Below are 26211 nucleotides of genomic sequence, written 5' to 3'. Positions count from 1 at the left end.
TTCTCATGGGTGTTTCATGTTTTTTAAAGTATTTTATGGGGAATCACCAAAGTTACAATGGTACCTTTTTCATTATATCTTGCCCTATCTTCGATAGCGACAGAACCTTTCATTTTAAAATCTTTTGACAAAATTTTAAGCCGCTCAGAAGTTATGGCCGTGGCCAATGATTTCTTGCCATTTTCCCTGTTTTCCCTTTGCGAATTGATGCCGATGCCATTATCTATTATCGTACAAATCAATTCGCCATTTATATATTTTAGTTGTGTTGTTATTTCTCTAATGTCCTCTTGATCGGTAAAAGCATGCTCAATGGTGTTTTCTATGAAAGGCTGGATGAGCATTGGTGGAATCAAAAAGAGATTGATATCTATGTTTTCATCTACGACCAAGCTGTAATCGAAGGGTGGGTCGGCATCCAAGTTTTGCAAAATCATATAGTTGTCCAGGGCATCCAGCTCTTGGATTAGGGGAACTACCTTGTCGCGTGAGTTTTCAAGGACGATTCGCAACAGTTTGGAAAATTTTGACAGGTAGGTTACCGATTTTTTCGCTTCCTTGTTCAATATCATCCCCTGCAAGACCGAAAGAGAATTAAAGATGAAATGCGGGGTCATCTGCGAGCGCAACAGTTTTTGTTCGGTGATGATATTCTGGGTCCTTACCTTGATTGTATTGAACTTTTGGTAAAAAATCATTGAAACGGAAATAATGGATATTATTAGAATACCGATAATGGCCCAAAGGTAGTTTTGCTTGGATTTTTCCAAGTCTTGCGAGGTAGTCATTACGGTTTTCGTAAGATTTAGTTCGCGGATATTGGCAGAATCCAAGGCCCGTTTGTATTTGTACTCGTATTCCAGTTGGGCTATTTTTTCGATGTTTTCCTTATTGAAAAGGCTGTCGTTCAATTTTTTATAGTGTTGGTGGCTTTCCAATGCTTTTTTGTAGTTGCCCAAAGCTTCATAAACTACCGAGAGAACCTCTGAAGCTTCTTTCTGAACATTAAAAAATCCGAATGCTTCTGAAATACCTTTCGCTTTTAGGGCGTAGTTCAGGGCAGTATTGTACTCTTCTTTATTAGAATATGTTCTTGCAAGCTCAATATAGGTGTCGCAAAGTACCACCTTGTTTTCATTTATTAGACCAATTTTTTTTGCTTTTTCAAAATATTGTATCGCTTTGTTGTGGTCCTTTAATGCCAAATAAACAGAACCTATATTGTTGAGAATATAAGGTGTATCATTGATTGCCCCAATGTCTTCAGCAATACGTAAAGCATCAAAATAATAGTCTAGGGCACTTATATACTCTTTGTTTTCCATTAATAATATCCCAACAAGATTTGAAACTTTCGAAACCCCTCTTTTACGATTTATTCGCCGGTGCATATCTAAAGACCTATTATAAAACTGCATTGCTTCATCATAGTTTTTTTGGTCCATATAAATTTCACCAATATTGGATAGATGATTGGCGATACCCAGACTATCCCCAAGTTTTTCATCAATGTGTAACGACTTTTTTAGGTACTCTAGGGCCACAGGATAGTTACCTTGGTCAATATAAATGGTACTTAGGTTGTTCAAACTATAAGCTATGCGTTGTTCATTGCCATTGGCTTCGGCAATAACCTGGGCTTTTTTTAAGTATGAAATAGCCTTTTCAAACTCCCCTAGATCTGAATACGAAGAGCCTATGTTTATAAGACTGGCGGAAAGATTATCACTCCCTATTTCTACTTCTATTTTAATAGCTTTTTTAAAATATGTTATTGATTTTCTAAGTTCCCCTTTATTCCTATACGTAATGCCAATGGCATTGTAACAGTTTGCAATGCCTTTATTAAAACCAATGGCTACATACAAATTCAGCGCATCGGCATAATGAATTAGCGCTTGGTCATAATTAGATCGTACGGCCTCTGTAATACCCCTGATATAAACACTTCTTGCCTTTCCTTTTTCAAAACCGATCATGTCACTAGCAGCATCGGCTTCATTCAAATATTCAATGGATTTTGGTATATCACTACTGAAAAAAGAAAAGGCAAGGGCATTTAAAATATTAACCCTTGTGGTATCATTTGCGCTGTGGTTCTGAAGCTCAATTTTAAGGCTGTCTATTTTACTTTGTTGCGCCTGTGAACAAACCGTTGCTAGTAATAAACCGAATCGAAATAATCCGGCGAAGAAATAAGGGCCTGTAAGTGCCCGTATCTTTAAAATGTTTCTTTTGTGTATGGATTTGGAGAGTAAATACATAGTTGGAATTACAAGTAGCTATACGCTATACGGGTACAACATTCATTTTCTGTTTTGGTAGCAGTATAGACTGATGCAAAATACGGGTTTTTAATCGCCTTCAAAGAAAAAAAGCGGTTTTCTTGGTGATAAACCGGCGATAATATATATCCGTACATTTGAAATAAATATTTGCCGGGTTAGGATGTTTATTTGTTTGATGGCTTAATGGTGGTCAGGATACATAATACTTAAAATCGTCACACATAATTACTTCATAGTAAAGAATCACTTTGCTATCCCATCTTCTTTCCTAAATACACCAGCAAATACCCCGCTTCAATATCGTCCATAGCCTTATTATAAGAGGAGATGATTTCCAGCACCCCTTCTTTATCCTTAACCAATAAGGGTACAATATTCTCATCATTATTGGCCGTTTCAATCAACGATTCGTAATGCTCACGGCTTTTAATTTCCATCTCATGGATTTTAGGGTATTTACGGGACACTTTTGCCAGGGTACTATAATCATCAGTAAACGAGAACAGGCCTTCTTTTGGTACACTATCGGGGTTGCTCATTTCATCCACACTAATCAGCCTAAAAGAACCATTCTCTCCAAATTGTTCACTAAACTTGTTAATAGCGTATTGGTTAATATCATCACTGGGGGTTAAAGCCATGAGGAAGCCCACATCGTTTAATTCCACATTATCCTCTAAGGTCTCGGAATATATATCGGTATTAATAGCTTCCAATCCTAATTCCTCTGCCAGTTTAATATTGGTTTGGTTACTGTCAATAAGCACCACATGCCTCCCATTATCTTCAAGGTACTTCCCTATTAAACGCGACACTTTAGAGGCGCCAACAATTAAAATACCCTCCGACCGCTTTAAGAACACCCCTACCAATTTGGCAAACAGCCTGGCCGTTGTGGCGTTTAGCAATACCGTTCCCAATACAATCATAAATACTAGGGGGGTAATGTACTCGGCATCGGCCACGCCTTGCATGAGCAACTTACTGCCAAACAGGGATGCAATACCCGCCGCTACAATACCGCGTGGTCCTACCCAACTGATGAACAGGCGTTCGTTAATGGACAAGTTAGAGCCCATGGTACTGATAAACACCGCCAGGGGGCGAAGTATAAAAACCACTGCAGCAAACAAGGCCACCGTTTTCCAATTGTATAACAGTAAGAGCTCTTCAAAATTAATATTAGCCGCCAGTAAAATGAATAATATAGAAATTAACAGCACACTGAGCGATTCCTTAAAGTAGAGCAGCTCCTTAATATTTTTTAATTTACCATTGCCCAAAACCATCCCCATCACCACCACGGCCAATAAGCCCGACTCGTGGGCAAAGACTTCTGATTCTACAAACACCAAGAGCACTGTAGATAGCGAAACCACATTTAATAGGTAATGCGGAATAAACTGCTTGTTAATAGCAAACGCCAAGGCGTGGGCAAACGTAAAGCCAAAGGTGGTACCAAACAGTACGATTTTGCCAAACTCTATCAAGGCCGTTTTGGTAAAGCCGCTATCGCCCTCTACACTAATAAATTCAAACACCAATACCGCTACCAAGGCGCCTATGGGATCAATTAAAATACCTTCCCATTTTAATACAGTAGAGACATCCTTTTTAAGTGGAATGTTCCTTAAAATAGGAGTAATAACCGTAGGGCCCGTAACAATAACCAATCCCGCAAACAGGAAAGACATCTCCCAACTCAAACTAAAAATAGTATGGGCCAGCACCCCAGCACCAAAAAAGGTGATGGCCGAGCCCAGGGTAATGAGTTTGGTAATAACGGGGCCCACATTTTTTATTTCGGCACGCTTTAGGGTTAGGCCACCTTCAAAAAGGATGACACTAATGGCCAACGACACAAAGTAAAACAGGCCATCTCCCGGAAACAGTCCGTTCTCACCATTCCAAACAGGCTCGATCCATTTTGAGCCATCCTCAGAAAAAAACTCGGCTGCAATGGGGCCAACCAACAAGCCTATTAATATGAGTGGCAGGATAGCTGGAATCTTAAACTTCCAAGCCACCCATTGTGCCAATATGCCTAAAATGATAATACCTGCTAATTCAATCATGCCTAAATTTGGTTTAAAAAAGACTAATTTAAGTAAATCCGTTTGATTTCATGTTTTTATTTTTAGATGTTAGACCGTTTCACTGTTGTAAAGTCTTTAGTCATTCCGATTACACTTCAAGCTTTAAAAGCAAACTCAAAATACTCCCTACTTCCTTTCCTAAAAAAATATTATCTTTCCAGTTTTAGTTAAAACCTATAAAGATATTGACACTACAACCGTTTAAAAGCATTGGTATAGGCATTGCCTTTTCACCTAATTTAAAACCCAACCTCTATGAGGCTGCCAGGCTATCGGTGTTTTTTAATGCTAAGCTGTATTTAATCCATGTTGGTGAGGCTTCCGATGATAAGGTCTCAGCCCTCAAAATGATCCTTAAAAGCTTTAAGGCCACTTTAGATTTTGAAATTGTTTTTAAACCAGGCAACCCTGTTAACGTTATATTGTCCGTTACCAAAGAAAAGCACATCGATTTACTTATTTTAGGAGCATTGCAGCGCGAACGCTTTTTAAAATATTATGTAGGTTCCATAGCCCGAAAGATTACACGTAATGCTACTTGCTCGGTACTGCTACTTATTAAGCCCAGCGTAAAAAGAGTGCCCTGCAAGCACATTGTGGTAAACGGCTTAAAAGACCCCAAAACAGAACAGACCATTACTGCTGCTTTTTATGTTGCCAAGAAGCTGGAAGCCGATAAAATAACGGTGGTTGAGGAAATTAACCAAGCTGAAGTTTCGGTAAAAGTTGATGATGATAAATCCCTGCGAAAAGCCTCTATTATGAAAGAGCGTATTAAGCTAAGGGAAAACTCCAGAATTAAGGAAATCCTGAGCCATATTCCTGAAACCTATACGAAAGACATCGCTGTAAAATTGCAGCCTATTTTTGGAAAAAAAGGCTATTCCATAGGGCACTATGCACAAATTACCCGCGCCGATTTACTGGTGATGAACGGCCCTAAAAAAATGACCTTTTGGGACCGCTTGTTCCCCCATGATATTGAACATATTTTAACCGAGTTGCCAACCGATGTATTAATCCTTCAATGAGTCCGAAAAGAAATAACATAAAAGACTTTTTTAAGGCCTTACCCAAAAACATATTCTCTGGGTTTGTTGTTAGCCTTATTGCATTGCCTTTGGGGCTGGGACTGGCCATGGCCAGTGAGGCACCACCCATAGCGGGCATTATTGCAGCGATTGTAGGTGGTTTGGTCGTATCTATTGCAGGAGGTAGTTATGTGACCATTACAGGCCCGGGCAACGGTTTGGTAGGTGTGCTTTTAATAGCTGTAACCACTTTGGGGCTGCAAAGTGCCTATATGGCCATTATATGCTCTGGGGTACTATTGGCCCTTTTAGGGGTTTTTAGAATGGGTACACTGGCCGATTTTTTTCCTTCTTCGGCCATTCAAGGCATGCTGGCCGCCATTGGGCTTATTATTTTGGGCAAACAGTTCCATATCATGCTTGCACACAGAATAAACAGGGCCGATACGGTCGATTATCTGGTAGAGATTCCCTTTACCATAAACGATGTGCTGCATTATGAATATAAGGGACTTATTTTTGCGGCTTTGGCAGGATTGATCAGTCTAGCCATTATGCTGTTCTATTCCAAGATCCGAAATAAATATCTACAGCTTATACCGGCACCTATGTGGATTGTGCTTTTGTCTATAGGCATTAGTTATTACTTTGAATTTGTTTTGCACGAACCCCACCCCATTGATGAAGAATACATGCTTTCGGGCATACCCACCATACAACATATTATTGCCGATATGCCTAAACTGAAGTTTAGTAGCATGGCCAGCTTTTCGTTTTGGGGCAGTGTTTTGGCCCTTACCCTAATTTCTGGCATCGAGTCGCTTTTAAGTATTAAGGCGGTAGATAAGTTAGACCCCGAAAAACGCCGTTCTAATGTAAACCGCGACCTTAAAGCATTGGGTCTGGCGACCATAGGCAGTGGGTTTTTGGGCGGTTTAAATGTTGTAACCGTGATTGCCCGTAGTTCGGTAAACGTAAACCAAGGGGCCAGCAACCGTTCGTCCAACTTTTTTCACGCCGTATTTTTAATGCTTTTCATTTTGTTTTTTAGCACCCAATTAACCCGAATACCTCTGCCCGCTTTAATGGCTATTTTGGTTTACACAGGTTATAAGCTAGCCTCGCCCAATGTTATTAGAAAGATTTTTTCGGTAGGTAAAGAACAATTGATCATCTTTTTCGTCACCCTTATCTTTACCTTAAAAATAGGGCTTATAACAGGTATTTTGGCTGGTGTTGTAACAACGCTCACCATCCACATCATCCTAAATAAAAGTTTCGGCCTCTTTTTTAGGAATGTGCTAAAACCCAATGTGTTGATGTTTAAAGAACCGGACGGCAAAAACAACTTTTACGTAAGCGTAAAGCATTTTTGTAGTTTTTTAAACTACTACAAACTAAAGCACCGTTTGGATGCCGTGCCCGAAAACAAAGATGTTATTGTAGACTTTTCTATGTGTGAGTTTGTAGACGATACTGTTATGGAAAACATAAGCAATTACCAAGAAACCTTTAAAAAACGTGGTGGCAACTTTGATGTTATAGGTTTGGATATGCACGATACCGATTCTAAGCACCCTTTTGCATCTAGACGCCTATTGCCTGTACCAAACATAATTAAAAAGAGCTTGACCAGACGGCAAGCCCATATGGAAACCATAGCTGAAGACTATAACTTTGGCTATAATTCCAAAAAGCAAAAGGAGGTTTCCTTTTTAAGTACCTTTTTGTTTTTCAATACCAAAAAAATCAATCGTATTTACAACGAATTGTATAACAAGGACAAAGGCATGCGGCTTTTTGATATTGAATTTTCTGAGGGGGAATTTATCGCTAAAGAGGTGGTTCGATCTACCATGCTATATATTCAACTGGATAAACCCATACCCGAATTTACTTTAGATAAAGAAGGCTTTTTAGAAAAAGTATATGCCTTTGCCGGGTTTAGGGACATTCCCATTCAAAACCATACCGATTTTTCTAAGCACTTTTATTTATTGGGGGACGATGAAGCTGGAATTAAGGCCTTTTTTAACGACGATATTACGCGGTTTTTTGAGAGCAACCCTTATTACCACATCGAATCCAATGGCAATGCGCTCTTAATTATGGGCAAGGAACGCTTGGCCAGTATTAAGGAAATAAAAGCACTGTTCGATTTTGGAAAACGATTAAAAGCGGTTATTTCTTAATATATTCTTAACAAGACCTAGCATTCTCTATAGATTTACTAATTTTATCGCCCTATGAATTTATACGCAGTAAATGCTGGAAACTTTAAGCTGGATGGTGGCGCCATGTTTGGTGTGGTACCAAAGTCTCTATGGCAAAAAACCAATCCTGCCGATGCCAACAACATGATAGACATTGCGGCACGTTGTTTACTTATTGAAGATGGCAACAGACTGATATTAATTGATACGGGCATGGGCCAAAAGCAATCTGAAAAGTTTTATGGCTATTACCACCTTTGGGGCAATGACACTTTGGAGGGGTCACTTAAAAAACACGGCTTTCACCCCGATGACATTACCGATGTGTTTATGACACACTTGCATTTTGACCATTGTGGCGGTAGCATACAATGGAACCGCGACAAGACCGGTTACGAGCCCGCTTTTAAAAATGCCCACTTTTGGAGCAACAAAAACCATTGGCAATGGGCCACACAGCCCAATAAACGTGAAAAAGCTTCGTTTTTAAAAGAAAACATCCTGCCCATGGAAGCCAGCGGACAATTACAGTTTACAGCACTTCCTAAGGATGATATGCTGCAAAACTCGGCATTGGGCTTTGATATCTTTTTTGCTGATGGACATACCGAAAAACAAATGATTCCTCTTATTCAATATAAAGGCAAAACCATAGCGTTTATGGCCGATTTATTGCCCACCGTTGGGCATTTGCCCATACCCTACGTTATGGGGTACGATACCCGGCCTTTATTAACGTTGGATGAAAAAGAAAAGTTCCTTAATTTGGCAGCGACCCATAATTATTATCTGTTTTTAGAACACGATGCGCACAACCAAATTATTACTGTAAAACATACCGAAAAAGGCGTTAGGCTTAAAGCGGTTTTTTCAACACAAGATATTTTCAATTAAATTAAAACTATATACAATTCACAAATATTATAAAATGAAAACAATTCGAATATTATCCATGTCAGTACTAGCTACTGCTTTATTTTATGGTTGCGGAAGTACTGCCAGCATCATATCCACCCCAGTCGAAAATATCGACTCGTCTCCATTAAAAGTTTCTGAATTAACAGAAGCTGAAAAACACAATTGGGGGCATTTAGATTTAGTAAAAGACACCATTCCTGGGATGAGTGTGGATAAAGCTTATGACGAGCTTATTAAAAACAAAAAAGGAAACACGGTAATTGTAGCCGTTATAGATTCTGGTATTGATATAGACCATGAAGACTTAGATGACGTGGTTTGGACCAACGAGGATGAAATTCCGAATAATGGTGTAGATGATGATAACAACGGTTATGTAGACGATATACACGGATGGAACTTTTTAGGAAAAGCCTACAACGAACAATTGGAGTTTGTGCGTATTTTAACCAGTGGCGACACTAGCAACCCAGACTATGCCAGAGCTCAAAAAGAATATGAGACGGAGTATTCAAAATGGTCAGGTAGAAAAACACAATATGACCAAATTTATGCACAAGTAAAATCGGCCGATGATGCTCTAAAAAAACACTTAGGTAAAGACGACTATACCAAAGAAGAAGTCACCGCCATTGAAACAGATGATGAGACGTTGAGTAAAGCTGTACAAATTGCAAAATACATGTACAGTAATGGTATGGAATCCTTAGACGAAGCCATAGATGAAATTAGCGATGCCCTAATAGGCATTAACGATCGTTTAGACTACAATTTAAATAAAGATTTTAACGGCCGTTTAACTGGGGACAATCCAGATGATCTATCTGATAAAAAAGGCTATGGTGACGGCAATGTAAAGCCCACGGTTAAAACCGAGAGCCATGGGACACACGTAGCGGGTATTATTGCTGCTGAAAGAAATAACGGCAAAGGTGCCAACGGTGTTGCCAACAATGTAAAAATAATGAGCGTTAGGGCCGTGCCTAATGGTGATGAGTATGACAAAGATGTGGCATTGGCCATTCGTTATGCTGTAGATAATGGCGCGAAAGTAATTAACGGAAGTTTTGGTAAAAGCTTTTCGCCCCACAGCGATTGGGTACGCGATGCCATTGCTTATGCTGGAAAACACGATGTGGTTTTTGTACATGCTGCCGGAAACGACAGTAAAGACGTTGATACAGAACCCAACTTTCCAGACGATAACGTGAATTATGTAGAAGTTTCTAACAACTACATTAGAGTGGGTGCTCTTGAACCAAAGTATGGTTCGGGAATAATTGCAAGTTTCTCTAACTACGGAAAACGCAATGTAGATGTGTTTGCTCCAGGTGCCAAAGTATATTCTACAACACCAGAAAACGAATACGATACCAAAGGCGGAACGTCTATGGCAGCACCTGCCGTTGCAGGTGTAGCTGCTTTAATTCGTTCTTATTACCCAACACTAACTGCTGGGCAGGTAAAACAAATTATTATGGACTCTGGCTTAGCATTAAAAACCAAAGTAGTTGTTGGTGGCGACACCAACGATGTAAGACCTTTTAGTGAACTTACATCCTCTGGAAAAATAGTTAACGCCTTTAATGCCTTAATCATGGCATCTCAGATGGCGTCTAAGTAATATTAAATTATATAAAAAAGGGGCTTTGTAGGCCCCTTTCTTTTTTTAAATCCTTAATCTTATGAAACACCTTCTAGTTACTTTATTAGCCGTTTTCTTGTTTTGGTCGTGTCATGCCCAAAAACCGCTTGCCACACCACAATCCAATGGCATAGCAAGCGAAGTCAAGCAACCAAAACCCGGCTATTGGCAACAACATGTCGATTATAAAATGGAAATCGATATGGATGTAAAAAACTACCAATACACAGGGAAACAAACACTGGTGTACACCAATAACTCCCCGAATGTTTTAAACAAAGTGTTCTATCATTTATACTTTAATGCCTTTCAGCCCGGCAGCGAAATGGATGTCCGTTCCCAAAATGTCCCAGATCCAGATTCTAGGGTAAAAGACCGAATTAGTAAATTAAAACCCGACGAAATAGGGTATATAAAAGTAAATGCACTAGAGCAAAATGGTGTGGCTTTAAAACACGAAACCGTAGGGACGGTTTTAGAGGTTACCTTAGCCAAACCCATACAACCTGGTGAACGTGTTACTTTTAATATGCTTTTTGATGCCCAAGTGCCTGTTCAAATACGTCGTTCTGGCAGAAATAATAATGAAGGTGTTGCGCTATCTATGGCACAATGGTATCCTAAAATGGCCGAATATGATTATGAAGGCTGGCATGCCGACCCCTATTTAGACCGTGAGTTTCATGGTGTTTGGGGCGATTTTGATGTTACCTTAACCATCGATAAAGATTATGTGGTAGGCGGTACAGGCTACTTACAAAATCCGAATGCCGTTGGTCACGGTTATGAAACCGGTAAAGTAAACAGGCCTAAAGGCAAAAAACTTACCTGGCATTTTATAGCCCCCAATGTACATGATTTTACCTGGGCTGCCGATCCAGACTACAACCATGATACCATGCAAGTTCCCGATGGGCCCATGCTGCATTTTCTGTATAAGAAAACCATGCCAGAAGAAAAACTGGAAAACTGGAAAAACTTACAACCCAAGGCCGTAGAGCTTATGCAGTTTTATAGCAATAATATTGGTAAATACCCCTATAAACAATACTCTATTATTCAAGGTGGTGACGGGGGTATGGAGTACGGTATGTGTACACTTATTTTGGGCCAAGGCACCTTTAATGGCTTGTTTGGTGTTACCGCCCACGAAATGGCACACTCGTGGTTTCAGTTTTTATTGGCTACCAACGAACTAACAGATTATTGGATGGATGAAGGATTTACCGAATACTTTGGTGAATTGGCTGAATGTAGTATTTTCAATAAATCCTTTGAGGTGCCTACACAGCGTGTTTATAAAACCTATACATCCTATGCCCGATCGGGTACTGAACAACCTCAAACCACACATGCCGACCGTTTTTATTTTAGGCGGTCCGCCTCTATCTCGTCTTATTACAAAGGCTATGTGTTTTTAAATCAATTGGCTTATGTAATTGGCGACGAAAACCAAAAGAAAACTATAAAACAATACTTTGATACCTGGGCCTTTAAGCACCCAACCCGTACCGATTTTATTAGGGTGGCCGAAACCGTTTCGGGACTGGAGCTGGATTGGTATTTAAATGATTGGACGCGAACTACCAATGTTATTGATTATGGTGTAAAAGCCATTGATGGCCAAACGGTAACCTTAGAGCGTAATGGCTTAATGCCCATGCCCATAGATTTAACAGTAACCTATACCGATGGTAGTACGGAAGATTTCTATATTCCATTACAAATGATGCGGGGCGAAAAGCCAACTAATGCCCATATAATAGCAGACTGGGCTTGGGCCTACCCAACATACACTTTTAAAACAGACAAGCCTGTTAAAGAGGTACAGATAGACCCTAAACAAATGATGGCAGATATTAATAGGGACAATAACAGCAAATAACCCTGTTGTTTTTAATTTAAAAAAGGCTTATCCTTAAATGGTTAAGCCTTTTTTGTTATTTTACAATGGCAAAGCAGATAAAAAATCATACCAAAAAAGCTACCGAATTAAACTTTAAGCGTATAATCAAGTCTTAAAGATTAAACAAACTATACAATAAAAGCAACTATGGTCATGAAATATCTTAAAACACCTCTTCTTCTACTTTTAATAGCAACAAATCTTTGTGCCGCACAAGATGCGAAAAACTCAGATATACATAAAAAAGCCCAAGCGTGGGTGGCTGATTTAAACCTTAATGACAGTAACAAAGAAAACCAGGTTACCAATGTTATTACAACCCATTTAATAGCCGTAAGAGACTGGCACAATACCCATGCTAATACGGTTCCTGCAGGCATTAACCCCAGAACAGGCGAAAAACTAAGTGATCTGGACCGTTCCATTATTGCTGACTCAGCTATGCCCGGTAGTGTTCATGAAGCTTTAATGTCGGGGCTCAGAGCAAACCTTGCCGAAGATCAGGTAGAAACCATTTTAGATAAATATACTATTGGTAAAGTAGCATTTACATTAAAAGGCTATCAGGCCATTGTACCTAACATGACTGCCGAAGAAGAAGCCGTGATTTTAAAGAACCTTAAAGAAGCGCGCGAAATGGCCGTGGATTATAAAAACATGAAACAAATCTCAGCCATCTTTGAAATTTATAAAACCAAGAACGAGCAATACTTAAATGCTAATGGACGTAATTGGAGACAAATGTATAAAGATTACGTAAAGCGTGCCAGAGCAGAAAAAGAAGCTAAAGGAAAAAAGTAATCTCATGAATTGTAAACCTTACCTGTTTAAAGGCTTGTTTGTTTTGATTATTGGGGTGCTAACCGTTTCCTGCAAACAAAACGAAACATTTAAAAACCTAACGTTCTATCCGGCTCAAAGTGAACAAAGTATCAACCCGGATACCCATTTAAAACTGACATTTGACAGTAAGCCCATTATAGGGAATCAGGGAACCATTAGAGTGTACGACCGTAGTAACGATTCCTTAGTGGACGCTATTGATATGAGTATTCCACCGGGACCTACCGAATCCAATAGAAACCCGAAGGCCACCTATACTCAGAAACCTTATGAATATGGCCCCAGCACGCTTACCAATGCCAATACCAAACCCGGTACGCCATCTGGAACAGCCTTACCAACTTCTGATGAATACCAGTTAACCATTATTGGTGGATTTACCGATGCCTTTCATTTTTATCCCATTATTGTTCATGATAATACAGCAACGATCTATTTACACCATAACCTTTTAGATTATAACAAAAGCTATTATGTCTTGGTGGATAGTACCGTAGTATCGCCCACCAAAGGAACATTTAAGGGCATTTACAATAAAAATACGTGGCGTTTTAGTACTCGCAAAACTGCTCCTAGCCTAGCCGATAGTAAGTTGATTGTAGACGATCTGGGTACAGGCGATTTCAACACCTTACAAGGCGCCATAGATTACATTCCTGATTATAATAAAGATACCGTTAACATTTTTATTAAAAATGGTCTCTACGAAGAACTCGTCTATTTTAGAAATAAAACCAATATTACCATACAGGGCGAAGACCGTGATAAAGTTATTGTACAATATGCCAATAATGAAGTGTTTAATCCACATCCCTGGAACATAAAGACCAATGAATGGCCTGGAACATTTCCATCGCGCAGAGCTGCATTTGCCATTGACAATTGTACCAATATACAGCTGATGAACATGACCGTTCAAACACTATTAAAAGGACAAGCCGAGGGTTTGCTCATCAATGGTGAAAAAATATTTGTAAAAGATGTAAACATTATTGGTTCTGGCGATGCCCTACAAATCAATGGAACAGCTTACTTTGAGAATGTTAAACTAGACGGTGGCGGTGATACCATATTGGGACGTGGTGCTGCTTTTTTCCTAAACTGTGAATTGAGCTCTCGTGGTCCTTTCCAATGGATACGAAATACCGATGCCAACCACGGTAATGTATTTGTTAACTGTAAGTTTACAGGGCTTAGGCCTGGCGGAACTACCTTGGCACGAGCCCCTACCAATGGTGGTACTTCCTACCCATACTGTGAATCTGTACTAATTAACTGTTCTCTTGAAAATATTGCGCCCGTTGGCTGGGGCCCTGTTGGGGGCGACACTACAAATGTGCATTATTGGGAATATAACAGCACTAATGTTAGTGATGGCAAACCTGTAGATATATCGCAACGTGCTAAACACTCTCGTCAGCTCACTATGAAAAAGGATAAGGAACTTATTGAGAATTACTCTAACCCCATGTTTGTGTTAGACGGTTGGCGCCCAAAACCAAACCTATAGTTAGTTGCTTTTTACGTTAATTTTTATCTGTTTTTTTATTAAAACACATGTAATTAATACCACTTTTCATGCTTATACATATAAGTTTTTGCAACACGCTCTCGGTTATTGAGCAGTAAATGGGTCTTGTCCATTTTTCTGCTCCTATAGCCCAGTAAATGAAAAATAGGTTTTGCAAAAAATTGGGCCACCTTAAGGTTAACCTTTAAAACACCCTCTTTTTTATGTAACCAGGAAATACCCGGCAACAACACCAACAAATTATCCATTTTAGTGTACCTTAATACTTGGGATAACTTTAAAAATAAAGGGTTTATGGGCTTTATGATAAAAAACCCGTCCTCACCTTTGTCTTGATATAATGGCATAAATAAGCTGCCGCTGCGTGGCGATAGCACTGCTTTAGCGTTACTCTTGGCTAACAGGGTTCCCTTTTTTACAGGCTGAAAGCTTTTAAACCCCTCTAGCATTTTAAATGTGTGGTTTTCCTGAATTTTATGAAGATGTACAATTTCAAACACCTTAACCATATGCTTAGCTTGGGCTTTCAATGTTTCATGGTAATTTGAAACACTATCTAAGGGCATATCCTTTAAAGCCTGGGTATAAAATAAGCTTAAATTTATAAAGGCTACATGGTTTGTTATGGCAGACATCGCATCGTGTTGTCCAGATTCGAAACCTATAGAAACATAGCCCAATTGATTTATATAACTTAATAAAGCGCCGTTTAAATACTCCTCAATACCTAAAACAATTGGAACGGGGTATTGTTTTGCAAACTTTCTATTAATTATGGCGTCATTAAGTGTTATAAAGGGCAATGTTTTACTGGATGTGGTATGTAAATCTATAAAGTAAAATGGAGGAGATCCCTGTTGTAAGATATCCTCTAAGATATGTGTTAACTCTAAAAGCTCTGCTTCTTCATTGGTAACTTCCGTTTTATACTTTATGGCTGTAATGTTTTCTTTTGTCCAAATACGATTAAGGTCCTGTTTTATAAACCGTTTGTGATTTTTTAATGCTTGCAAATTACCTGAAAGTGCGTAAACGTTCCCATTTAAATGTGCCGAGGACAACGTTTTTAAAACCCTTTTTAACGCAAACACCCCAGAGGTTTCGTTGCCATGAATCCCACCAAAAAACACTAAAGTAGGACCTGGTAATGCGCCCTTTTTAATGCCCAAAACCCGATTTACCTGAATACTGGTGTTGAGTGCTTTGCTATAAACAGATACCATAATTTAAAAATCATTTTTTGTAACGAGGCCTATTAGCTTTTTGCCCTTAACTACAGGTAAACAGTTAATTTTGTTTGCTTTCATTAGTTGTTTTGCATCAGATACCTTGGTGTATTCGTCAACTGTTATAATATTGGTTTTCATTACTTGGGACATGCTTGTTTTTTGCTTGCTGGAATTATTTAAATAGCCTTTAATGTCGCTCCAGCTTATTAAACCAACCAACTCCTCTTTATTATTAATAACGGGCATGTGATGGATGTTTTTCCATGTCATAACGCTTAAAACGAGTTCAACAGTATCATGTCGATCAACCGAAAAAATATCAGAACTCATAATATGCTTAACAACCAAATAATTTTTATGGGTTCTACTATAAGCCCTATCCAACATATCCCATTTATATATTGGATTACCAGTTTCTTGCTTTTCATACATTTTGGCAGTAAGCATTTGCATGGCTTCAAAACGCTTATGGGCTTTTAATAAGTACCTATAGTTTCTTATGATCCATTCAGAACTGTTTTGTTTGTGTGCTCTGTTTTTTATAATGTTTAAATAATACGTCACATCATTTAAAGCTATCCCTGCCTTTTGTAAACCTTGGTATGCAATGGGGAGTAATTGATTTAAAATGAGGTCGTAACTGGAAATGTGTTTACCATCCCAATAAAATTGGGTAGCCATTCCATAACGGGCTGCATTAAAAAAGTTGGTTTTAACATCTTTAAAATCCCACTTTTCATGAATATTGTTATATTTTTTAGGTTTCCCCAACATAACGCCTACCCAAAAAACCATATTGGCAATTTCATCGGCTGTGGTTGGACCCGAAGGTATGTATCGGTTCTCTATTCTTAAATTGGGTTTGCCGTTGTAAGTACCATAGCAAACCCGGTTCCAAGGATACACCGTACCGTTATGGATGCGCAATGCCTTTAGCTTTGGAATTTCGTTATTGTTGAGCATATCTACGCTGTTTTTTGTAAAATTGGTAGTCAAAAAACTTCTAAACCTTGAAATGTTGTCTTTAAAAATATCTGTAATATCCCCTGTTTGCCAGTTGTTACCAAAACTAACCCGAGATTGTTTTTCGTTTAACAAATAAGAATTTACCCGTGTATCAAAACTTTGTGTAAACAATGCAATTCGGGTTTCACTCCACAATTCTTTACCAAAAAGCAGTGGCGAATTGGTACAAATGCTTAAAATAGGCCCTGAGATAGCTTGTGCCCAGTTATATGTATCTACAAATATTTGGGGGCTGACTTGTAAATGTGCCTGAAAACTGGTGTTGCACCCCTCTAGCATGGCCGAATTGTGCAATAGGTTTAATTCATCAACACCTTTAATGTGCACATTAAAACCCCGCTTACGATTGCTTTTTACAACATCGTTTAAAACAGCGTACCTTTTTAATTTTGTCATACTTTTATCGTCAACATTATTAACAGATAAAGAAGGTAAAATACCTGTAAGCAAAATTTTAATGTTTTTCTTTAAGGCGGTTTTTTTAGCGATTTCCAACAATGTATCGAGTTGATTTTGCATGGCTGAAAAACATTGGTCTTTAAGCTCTAAAACATCTAAGTTTATCTCAAGGCTGTACTTGCTTATTTCGGTAGTAAAATGTTTATTGTCAATAGCCTTTAAAAGATTCACGGATTTGTTTTCTGGCAAAAATTGATTGTTCACCAAAAAAACCTCCTGTTCTGCACCAATTCTAATCGGGGCTTCTTCAATCATCCCCTTTTTTATCATGATGTCTAGCGCCTTAATATCATCTAACAAATGGTGTAAATAATTAGATTGATCATTTTTTGTTTTAATTTTTGAAACATTTAAATCGCCCATGACCTATTGATTTAACTAATCAGTTAATATACCCATAATTACAGGTTATTAAAATGATTTTTGTCATGTCGAGTTCTATAAGAAACCCAGAATTTAAAACTTCTGGAATGATTGTTAAACAAGAATGGTTGTGTGCTAAAACCAAAAAAAGGTGCACCCATTTTTATATTTCATTACCTTTGGTTATTAAAAAAGCAGCATTTGGGATTTACGTTTAATAAAAAAGAAAAATTAAAGAGCAAAAAGCTTATTGAACAATTGTTTGCTGAGGGACAATCGGTTTCGGCTTTTCCATTGCGTCTGGTATATATGCCCGCAACTTTTAAAGAGGATGTTGTGGCCAAAGCAGGGGTTTCGGTTAGTAAGCGAAATTTTAAGACTGCTGTAGATAGAAACCGTATAAAGCGTTTAATTAGAGAAGCTTATAGGCTTAACAAAGCCCATTATTTTAACAACATTTCAGCACAATATGCGTTTATGATTTTGTACATTGGCAAAGATAAACCGACGTTAACCCAAATTGAAACCCAAATGAAACGTCTTTTTGATAAGTTTACAAACAAGGTTTCTGTTAATTTAGAAGACACATGAATATTACGTTTGCAAAAACAAAAGGGATTGGACATAAGAATCTATTGTTAAAACCTCTAATATCTAACCTCTAATATCTAAAAAATGAAACATCTACTAAAAAAAAGAATACTAACACCCGCCTTGGCGTGCCTGTTATTTATAACAACCACTTCCTTTAATAACGATTTTTTTGAAATAGCTAAGCAGCTTGAAATTTTTACAACGCTGTTTAAAGAGCTAAACATGAATTATGTGGACGAGACGAACCCCGGGGATTTAATGGATACAGCCATTAAGAGCATGTTGGCCGACCTAGACCCCTATACCAATTTTATGAATGAGCAGGATGTAGAGGCTGCCAGAATAAATAATACGGGCGATTATACGGGTATTGGTGCCAAAATAAAAACATTAAAAGACAAGTTGGTGATTATTGAGCCATACAAAGATTACCCGGCCGATAAAGCAGGCTTAAAAGCAGGTGATGAAATTATTAAAGTGGGCAATACCCTTATTGAGACCTATAAGGAAAATGCTGGCGAATTGTTAAAAGGTGTTACGGGTAGCTCGGTTGAAGTGGTTTATAAGCGCCAGGGCAAAACCCAAACAGCCAAAATAAAGCGTGCCGAGGTAGAAATAAATGCCGTTCCGCACTTTTCGATGGTCAATGATAAAACCGGATATATCGTACTAAGCCGTTTTAACGACAAAGCTGCCTATGAAACTAATTATGCCCTTAGGGATTTAAAGGCTCAAGGTGCTGAGCGCATTATCTTAGACCTACGCGGCAACCCTGGTGGATTACTAAATGAAGCCATTAAAATTGTAAACTTATTTGTGCCTAAAGGCCAATTGGTAGTTACCACCAAGTCTAAAGTAAAAAAATACAATAAAACCTATTACACCCAAAACGAACCCATAGATACCGAAATACCCCTGGTGGTTTTAATTGATGGCGGCAGTGCATCGGCCAGTGAAATTGTATCGGGATCGTTGCAGGATTTAGACCGTGCTGTTATTGTAGGTTCTAGAAGTTTTGGTAAAGGTTTAGTACAGCGCCCCAAGCAGCTTACCTATGGTACACAGGTTAAAATTACCATTTCAAGATATTATACACCTTCGGGGCGTTGTATCCAGTCTTTAGATTATTGGCATAGAGATGAAAAAGGCCAGGCTGTGAGAGTAAAACAAGAAAACTATAATGAATTTAAAACCAAAAGTGGTAGAAAGGTATTTGATGGCGGCGGTATTTTTCCAGATGCCATTTTTGAAGCTTCCAAGAATTCTGCCATTACCAATGCTATTATAAACAACGATTTAATATTTAATTACGCCACCGATTATTATTATAAACACAAAATAGATGACATTAACGCGCTAAAACTTAACGATACCGATTTTTCATCCTTTAAAAACTATTTAAAAACCAATAACTTTTCTTTTGAAACAGATACAGAAAAAGCCCTCTATAAAGCATTTGAAGCCGCGACAAAAGAAGAATTAAATGATAATATTGAAGCCGATTTTAATACCTTGATTGCTAATCTAAATAAATCTAAAGTTGATGTTATAGATGAAAACAAAGCCTATTTGTTGGAGTTATTAACTGAAGAAATTGTAAAACGCTATGTTTACAGGGAAGGCCTATACGAGTATTACAAAATACACGACTCCAAAATAAAGAAAGCAACCGAAATACTTGGCAATCCGTCTGTTTATCTAAATTATTTAAGGTAAATTTGGTGTAAATACCTTTATAAGGCATATAGAAAAACAAAAATTCATTAAAAATAGTATATTTATATCCTGTTCTATAATTCTACTATGAATAAACTGTTTATATCAATATTATTAACGTTTTACTGCGCATTTTCTTTTTCTCAAAACAAATTAACGCACGAAGTTTATTTTGACACCGATAAATATATTGTTCCTACCACAGAAGAAAGTAGGCTGTTGCTTTTTATTTCAGCCTTAGCAGATATTGAAATAGATTCCATTTCTATTTTTGGTTTTTGTGATGATATTGGGGCTTCTTCTTATAATTTAAAGCTATCCCAACAGCGTGCCGATGCTATAAAAACCATTTTTTCAAGTAACGAAATAAGCGAAGATTTAATTAGCAATGTTGATGGTAAGGGTGAGATTCTTTTAAAAATTGTTGAAGAAAAAAACATTACCAAACTAAGGGGCTTGAATAGAAAGGTGGAAATTATTGTGCATCCAAAAACAGCTGAAGAAAAGAAAGAAGAACCCCTTGAGGAAGTGGTTGAAAAGAAAGCTGTACCCGAAATCATTAAGGGCGAGCTTAAGGTGGGCGATAAGATTATTTTTGAAAATATTTTATTTAAAACAGGATATAGCACTGTAATGCCAGAATCTAAAAAAACATTAGAATCTATTGCCAAGGCGTTGGTAGAACGGAAGGATATTTATTTTACCATACAAGGGCATGTATGCTGTACCAAGTTTAGCAGAGATGCCATAGATAGAAAAACAAAGCAGCGTAACTTATCGGTTGCACGTGCTAAATATGTTTATGACTATTTTGCAAAAAAAGGGGTTGACAAAAAAAGAATGCGGTATTTGGGTATGCGAAGAAAATTTCCGCTTGGTGGCGACCCAAAATTCGATAGACGTGTTGAAATTCTAATAACCTATGTGGGCGATTAAAAGGTGGGCAATGCTTGTTTGTGTTGTCTTATTTTGTCTGGCCGGTTTTTCACAAAACACTAATATTCCTGATCCAAATTTTGAACAAGCCTTAATTGATCTGGGTTTTGATGTTGCTCCTGCTAATGGCATGGTTCCAACCGCTAACATTGCCAATATAACAGCCTTGGATATTTCTTTAAAAAACATTTCCAATTTAACAGGTATTGAGGATTTTGCTGCCTTGGAAATCCTTAACTGTGAGGAAAATCAATTAACAAGTATAGATATATCTAAAAACACAAAATTATTACAATTGTATTTATTTAATAACCAATTAACAAGTTTAGATATAACCAATAATACTGAATTAACTATTTTATGGTGTGAACGAAATCAAATTACTGCTTTAGATGTAAGTCAAAATACCAATCTTATCTCTTTAGTATGCAACATTAACAATATTGCAGCATTGGATGTCTCACAAAATCTAAAATTAAATATCCTGTCTTGTGGAAATAACCAAATACCAATACTGGATGTTAGTAACAATTTAAGTCTGGACGAACTTTATTGTGATAGTAATTTGCTAACAGATCTGGATGTAAGCAACAACACATCACTTAATATATTAATTTGTGGTGAAAACCAATTAACAGATTTAGATGTAACCAATAATTTAGAATTAAACACCTTGTCCTTTTATGAAAATAATATTTTAGATATAGATATATCGTATAATGATGCCCTTGAGGATTTAATTTGCTTTAGAAACATGCTTTCTTATATAGATGTTTCTGATAAAAAAAATTTAGAAATCTTATCCTGTGCGGAGAACGATTTATGTGGATTGGATGTGAGAAGTGGAAATAACTCTAAAATAACATTTTTCCACGCTATTTTAAATCCCAACCTATCTTGTATTCTTGTAGATAATGCTAACTATAGTACTCTTAATTGGTCAGACGTAGATGCTAATTCAAGTTTTGTGGAAACAGAAACTGCATGTACTGATTTAATACCTGTTGACAGCTTAAATGATTATATAGGAACCAGCTATACTTTGCCCAATATAACCAACGGTAATTATTATACCCAATCTGGAGGAAACGGTACCCCATTATATCCGGGTGATGTTATTTCTACATCGCAAACCATTTACATTTACAATGAAACTGCTTGTAATAGTAATGAATCAAACTTTAATGTTACTATTACAGAATTAAGCTTTTACATTCCAAAATACTTTACACCCAACAATGATGGTAAGCACGATGTTTGGAACGTTTTAGATAATGATAATGTTATTAGTATTATTCATGTTTATAATCGCTATGGAAAGCTTTTAAAATCACTATTGCCAAATTCAGCTGGTTGGAATGGTACTTTTAATGGTAAATTATTGGAAACAGATGATTATTGGTATGCTATTACTTTAAATTCTGGTGATGTTGTAAAAGGCCACTTTACTTTAAAAAGGTAGTTGTTTATAAATCCTTTATCATGGCAATATGGGGGATATCATCTTCTAAATATGGTTTACCTTCTTCTTTAAACCCGATGTTATTATAAAATGTTTTGAGGTATAACTGTGCCGATATTTTAATTTTAGACACTTGGTAATGGTTTTTAATAGCTAAAACAGAAGCATTCATAATAGCATAACCATATTTAAAGCGACGCTCGTTTTTTGCTACAACAACACGTCCTATACTGGCATAATCAAAATAATCACCTGGTTTAAAAATACGTGAATACGCTATTAATCGTTTGTTTTTATAACCCAAAACATGCAAAGCTTTTTGATCTTTCCCATCAATATCCTGGTAAATACAATTTTGTTCTACCACAAACACGTCACTGCGAAGTTGTAATACATCATAGAGTGCCTGCTTGGTTAATGCCTTAAAAGATTTAACTTGAATGGTTAGCATAAAATGCTTTATTTTTAATCTTGTACTATCACATCCTTTGCGTCGGGCTTACGAAACTCAGGTTGAATATTTACATGGTTTATATCATACTTACTAAAAACCAACGCTTCAATTTCATGTAAAATAGCATCAAATTGAGATAATGTAATATCATCGGTAAAATCAATATGGGCCTCTAAATGTATTTCTTCTTCATTGAGCTGCCAAACATGTACGTGGTGTACGTTTTTAATGCTATCAAAATCATTGATTTCATCTACTATTTTTTTAATAGGAATGTTATCGGGTGTAAATAGCATTAAAACTTTTGTAGATGTTTTTAATAAATCGTATCCCATCCATATTAAATACAAGGCGATTGCTAAAGTTAGTACACTGTCTACCCAATAAATTTGGTAAAATTTCATTAATAAGCCCCCTAAAAGCACTGCTACACTGGCCATCATATCGGTAAGTAAATGTAAATATGCACTGCGCATGTTCATATTAGACTTAGAATCCTTTTTTAATAATAACACGCTTAAGCCATTGGCAATAATACCAATAAGGGATAGCCAGATAACCAAATTAGATTTTATTTCTTCAGGATTTTGAAATCGCTTAATAGCTTCATTAATTAATAAAATGGCAACAATAATTAAAGTTGAGGCATTTACAAAAGCTGCTAGTATTTCGGCACGTTTGTAGCCAAATGTTCTATAAATAGATGCTTCTTTCTTTGATAATTTATTAGCTGCATAACTAACTATCAAGGATAAAACATCGCTAAAATTATGAAGAGCATCACTTAAAAGTGCTAAACTACCAGATATTAAACCTCCTATAACTTGTGATGCTGTTATAAGGATGTTCAATAAAATGGATATTAAAAGGTTACGCCCTCTTAAATCATTATGAGCATGGGGGTGGTTATGGCTATCGGTATGCGACATTTAACACGATAATGGTATTTTATCTATTCTTTTTTGGTGTCTGCCACCCTCAAATGGTGTATTTAAAAAAACATCTACCATTTCAACTGCTTGCGGTATCGCTATAAACCGAGCAGGAATACATAAAATATTAGCATTATTATGGCTGCGTATAAGATGAACAATTTCTTTATTCCAACATAAACCAGCCCTTATCTTTTGATGTTTATTAGCTGTCATGGCTACACCGTTGGCACTACCACATATTAGAATACCAAAATCGGCTTTATTAGATTCAACATCCTTTGCAACAGGATGTACAAAATCTGCATAATCTACGCTATCATTACTATCTGTCCCATAATTTGTGACCTTATAACCTTTTGATTCCAGGTATTTAACAATAGCAAATTTATAATCTGTACCAGCGTGGTCGTTTCCTATAGAAATTTTCATTTTACTTATATTAATAACATATAATACAAAGGTAGTAATTATAAATATTGTGTATTAGTTTATTCATTACTTGTTAATAACTGTTTATTAAATTTTAAAACTAAAATATTGATAATTCAATTTTTTTTATCAAGCAAAAACGGATAAGATATAAGCAAATATTTTAGCTGTTTTTTTTAGCTAATTTATGAGATTAAAAAGTGGTAGATATAAACACCATATTTAAAAAAAGTATTAATAATTACCTCTATTTTTTACTTGTTAACAACTGTTTATATAAACCATAAAAACATTAATAATGAATGAATTAAAACAATTTACATTGTTAATTAACTATTAATAGAAAGTAAATAAATTGTAATCAAAATAAAATACAATAAAGTTATACCACATATTAACAAGCTATAATAATACCCATTTTATTTTTTAAATTTTAAAAAGAAATTATAGTAATGATATATAATGTTAACATGTATGTTTATTGCTAATAAATTTATTAATGTAAGATTAAACTTTAAAAATTAGATAAAAAAGTGAAGATCATCGATAAAATAGTAAAATTTAACGATATAAAGTAAAACATATGTATATTTCGACTGCAAATATAATTTTTGATTATGAGATATATTATTACTTTCTTTTTAATACCTTTTTTATGTATAAGTCAAACCCAAATAGGTTTGGATATAGATGGTGAAGTTGCAGGTGATGAATCTGGAAGAAGCACAAGTATATCATCCAATGGAGCTTATGTTATTATAGGAGCTTATAATAATGATGATACTGGTGATAATGCGGGTCAAGTTAGAGTTTATAAAGACGTTTCTGGAACCTGGACACAAATAGGCCAAGATATTAATGGAGAAGCTAGTGGCGATCTGTTTGGGTACAGTGTGAGTATATCTTCAGATGGCTCCATTATAGCTGTTGGTGCTATAAATAATAACGGTGCTGGTACAAGAGCAGGGCGTGTTCGTGTTTACCAATACGATAGTGTTAATGATCAATGGAACCAATTGGGTCAAAATATAAACGGTACAAGTAATTTTAGCTTTGCTGGTTGGTCCGTTAGTTTATCAAATGATGGTTCTATGTTAGCCCTTAGTTCTATAGGTAATAGTGAAAGTGGTTTTTTTACAGGTTACGTACAAGTGTATAAAAACATGTCTGGAATTTGGACACAAATAGGTGATAATATTGATGGCGAAGTTAATTTTGATTTATCGGGACAGAGTGTTAGTTTATCGTCCGATGGCTCTATTGTAGCTATAGGATCTACTTACCACGACAGTGATAATGGTTCAGATTCTGGTTACGTGCGTATATATGAATATGACAGTGTAAATGATATATGGAACAAGATGGGTCAAAATATTGATGGTGCAGCAGCAGATGATCAATTAGGGCAATGTGTTAGTTTATCATCCGATGGCTCTATTATAGCTATAGGATCCACCTACCACGATAGTGTTAATGGAACCGATTCTGGTTATGTACAAGTTTATGAATACGACAGTGTTAACAATTTATGGAACCAATTAGGGCAAGATATTGATGGCGAAGATGATAATGAACAAGCAGGTCAAGGTGTAAGTATATCATCCGATGGGTCAGTTGTAGCAGTAGGTGCTTATAGTAGCGATGTTAATGGTACCAGTTCAGGTCAAGTGAGAATTTATAAAAATTATTCAGGAACTTGGACGCAGATAGGTTCTGGTATTCAAGGCGAAGCCGCAAATGATTGGTCGGGTTGGACCGTAAGTTTAACTTCAGATGCTTCCAGAGTTGCCATAGGCGCTCCTTATAACGATGGTAATGGAAGTGATTCAGGCCAAGTAAGGGTGTATGATTTAAATACAGTATTATCAGTTAACAAGCTTAACCAAAATGATTTTTCTATTTATCCAAACCCTGCAAGTAATTATATTAAAATAAATATTTACAGAGCCTCTACATTAAAAAAAGTAACTATTTACAATGTTATAGGTCAGTTTGTAGAGACTCACAAAGCTTCAACCATTAACATTAGTCATTTAAATAAAGGTATTTACTTTGTAGAAGTAGAAACTAATGATGGTAAGCAAGTCAAAAAGATATTAAAGAAATAAAATAATAACACGTTTTTTAATACTAAAAG

The 26211-nt window shown here is 36.6% G+C and carries 19 protein-coding genes; 12 read left to right on the top strand and 7 right to left on the bottom strand.

Annotation, left to right across the window (positions count from 1 at the left end; translation table 11 throughout):
* Positions 1-23 precede the first annotated feature (23 nt).
* Positions 24-2264 carry a tetratricopeptide repeat-containing sensor histidine kinase gene (locus AC5SR4_RS06275; RefSeq protein ID WP_495358683.1) on the bottom strand — a complete coding sequence of 747 codons (2241 nt, stop codon included), beginning with the start codon at positions 2262-2264 and terminating at the stop codon, positions 24-26.
* A 275-nt stretch (positions 2265-2539) separates the two neighbouring features.
* A complete protein-coding gene (locus AC5SR4_RS06270; RefSeq protein WP_495358682.1) occupies positions 2540-4363 on the bottom strand; it encodes a cation:proton antiporter in 1824 nt (607 codons plus the stop codon).
* A gap of 206 nt (positions 4364-4569) precedes the next feature.
* Here AC5SR4_RS06270 and AC5SR4_RS06265 point away from each other — a divergent pair, with 206 nt between their 5' ends.
* From AC5SR4_RS06265 to AC5SR4_RS06235, 7 genes are all read left to right on the top strand, one after another.
* Positions 4570-5415, top strand: a complete 846-nt coding sequence (locus AC5SR4_RS06265; RefSeq protein WP_495358681.1) for a universal stress protein — start codon at positions 4570-4572, stop codon at positions 5413-5415.
* Positions 5412-7607 carry a SulP family inorganic anion transporter gene (locus AC5SR4_RS06260; RefSeq protein WP_495358680.1) on the top strand — a complete coding sequence of 732 codons (2196 nt, stop codon included), beginning with the start codon at positions 5412-5414 and terminating at the stop codon, positions 7605-7607. The genes AC5SR4_RS06265 and AC5SR4_RS06260 overlap by 4 nt, the downstream gene beginning before the upstream one ends.
* Before the next feature lie 54 nt (positions 7608-7661).
* On the top strand, positions 7662-8522 hold the full coding sequence (locus tag AC5SR4_RS06255; protein WP_495358679.1) for an MBL fold metallo-hydrolase: 861 nt from the start codon (positions 7662-7664) through the stop codon (positions 8520-8522).
* 34 nt (positions 8523-8556) lie between these two features.
* Positions 8557-10170, top strand: a complete 1614-nt coding sequence (locus tag AC5SR4_RS06250; RefSeq protein ID WP_495358678.1) for a S8 family peptidase — start codon at positions 8557-8559, stop codon at positions 10168-10170.
* 61 nt (positions 10171-10231) lie between these two features.
* Positions 10232-12076 (top strand): M1 family metallopeptidase, encoded by a 1845-nt coding sequence (locus tag AC5SR4_RS06245; RefSeq protein WP_495358677.1) that lies wholly within the window; start codon positions 10232-10234, stop codon positions 12074-12076.
* Positions 12077-12250: 174 nt separating this feature from the next.
* Positions 12251-12898, top strand: a complete 648-nt coding sequence (locus AC5SR4_RS06240) for a DUF3826 domain-containing protein (protein WP_495358676.1) — start codon at positions 12251-12253, stop codon at positions 12896-12898.
* A 4-nt stretch (positions 12899-12902) separates the two neighbouring features.
* Positions 12903-14450, top strand: a complete 1548-nt coding sequence (locus AC5SR4_RS06235) for a pectinesterase family protein (protein ID WP_495358675.1) — start codon at positions 12903-12905, stop codon at positions 14448-14450.
* A gap of 53 nt (positions 14451-14503) precedes the next feature.
* On the opposite strand, the gene AC5SR4_RS06230 is transcribed toward AC5SR4_RS06235, so the two are convergent.
* The gene (locus AC5SR4_RS06230; protein ID WP_495358674.1) at positions 14504-15694 is read right to left on the bottom strand and encodes an aspartoacylase; all 1191 of its coding nucleotides are present in this window, start codon (positions 15692-15694) and stop codon (positions 14504-14506) included.
* Positions 15695-15697: 3 nt separating this feature from the next.
* Positions 15698-17548, bottom strand: a complete 1851-nt coding sequence (locus AC5SR4_RS06225; RefSeq protein ID WP_495358673.1) for a glutamate-cysteine ligase family protein — start codon at positions 17546-17548, stop codon at positions 15698-15700.
* A gap of 132 nt (positions 17549-17680) precedes the next feature.
* Between AC5SR4_RS06225 and rnpA the strand changes: the two genes are divergently transcribed.
* The 4 genes from rnpA (at position 17681) to AC5SR4_RS06205 (ending at position 22256) form a co-directional block, all read left to right on the top strand.
* On the top strand, positions 17681-18139 hold the full coding sequence (rnpA, locus tag AC5SR4_RS06220; RefSeq protein ID WP_495358672.1) for a ribonuclease P protein component: 459 nt from the start codon (positions 17681-17683) through the stop codon (positions 18137-18139).
* An 84-nt stretch (positions 18140-18223) separates the two neighbouring features.
* Positions 18224-19858, top strand: coding sequence for a S41 family peptidase (locus tag AC5SR4_RS06215; RefSeq protein WP_495358671.1), 1635 nt, complete (start codon positions 18224-18226; stop codon positions 19856-19858).
* Positions 19859-19945: 87 nt separating this feature from the next.
* On the top strand, positions 19946-20794 hold the full coding sequence (locus AC5SR4_RS06210) for an OmpA family protein (protein WP_495358670.1): 849 nt from the start codon (positions 19946-19948) through the stop codon (positions 20792-20794).
* A 10-nt stretch (positions 20795-20804) separates the two neighbouring features.
* Positions 20805-22256 carry a T9SS type B sorting domain-containing protein gene (locus AC5SR4_RS06205; RefSeq protein WP_495358669.1) on the top strand — a complete coding sequence of 484 codons (1452 nt, stop codon included), beginning with the start codon at positions 20805-20807 and terminating at the stop codon, positions 22254-22256.
* Between the two features lie 4 nt (positions 22257-22260).
* Here AC5SR4_RS06205 and AC5SR4_RS06200 read toward each other — a convergent pair whose 3' ends face one another.
* The 3 genes from AC5SR4_RS06200 to rpiB are packed head-to-tail and all read right to left on the bottom strand — an operon-like array spanning position 22261 to position 24074.
* The gene (locus AC5SR4_RS06200) at positions 22261-22707 is read right to left on the bottom strand and encodes a GNAT family N-acetyltransferase (RefSeq protein WP_495358668.1); all 447 of its coding nucleotides are present in this window, start codon (positions 22705-22707) and stop codon (positions 22261-22263) included.
* Between the two features lie 14 nt (positions 22708-22721).
* The gene (locus AC5SR4_RS06195) at positions 22722-23639 is read right to left on the bottom strand and encodes a cation diffusion facilitator family transporter (RefSeq protein ID WP_495358667.1); all 918 of its coding nucleotides are present in this window, start codon (positions 23637-23639) and stop codon (positions 22722-22724) included.
* Positions 23640-24074: a ribose 5-phosphate isomerase B gene (rpiB, locus tag AC5SR4_RS06190; RefSeq protein ID WP_495358666.1), complete on the bottom strand. Its 435-nt coding sequence runs from the start codon at positions 24072-24074 to the stop codon at positions 23640-23642. It lies immediately after the preceding gene.
* Between the two features lie 617 nt (positions 24075-24691).
* On the opposite strand from rpiB, the gene AC5SR4_RS06185 reads away from it, so the two are divergent.
* Positions 24692-26182 carry a T9SS type A sorting domain-containing protein gene (locus AC5SR4_RS06185; RefSeq protein ID WP_495358665.1) on the top strand — a complete coding sequence of 497 codons (1491 nt, stop codon included), beginning with the start codon at positions 24692-24694 and terminating at the stop codon, positions 26180-26182.
* Positions 26183-26211: the final 29 nt, after the last annotated feature.

The organism is Aestuariibaculum scopimerae (assembly GCF_059428085.1).
The sequence above is the reverse complement of the archived record's forward strand: the minus strand, read 5'-3'. Positions and strand labels throughout refer to the sequence as shown.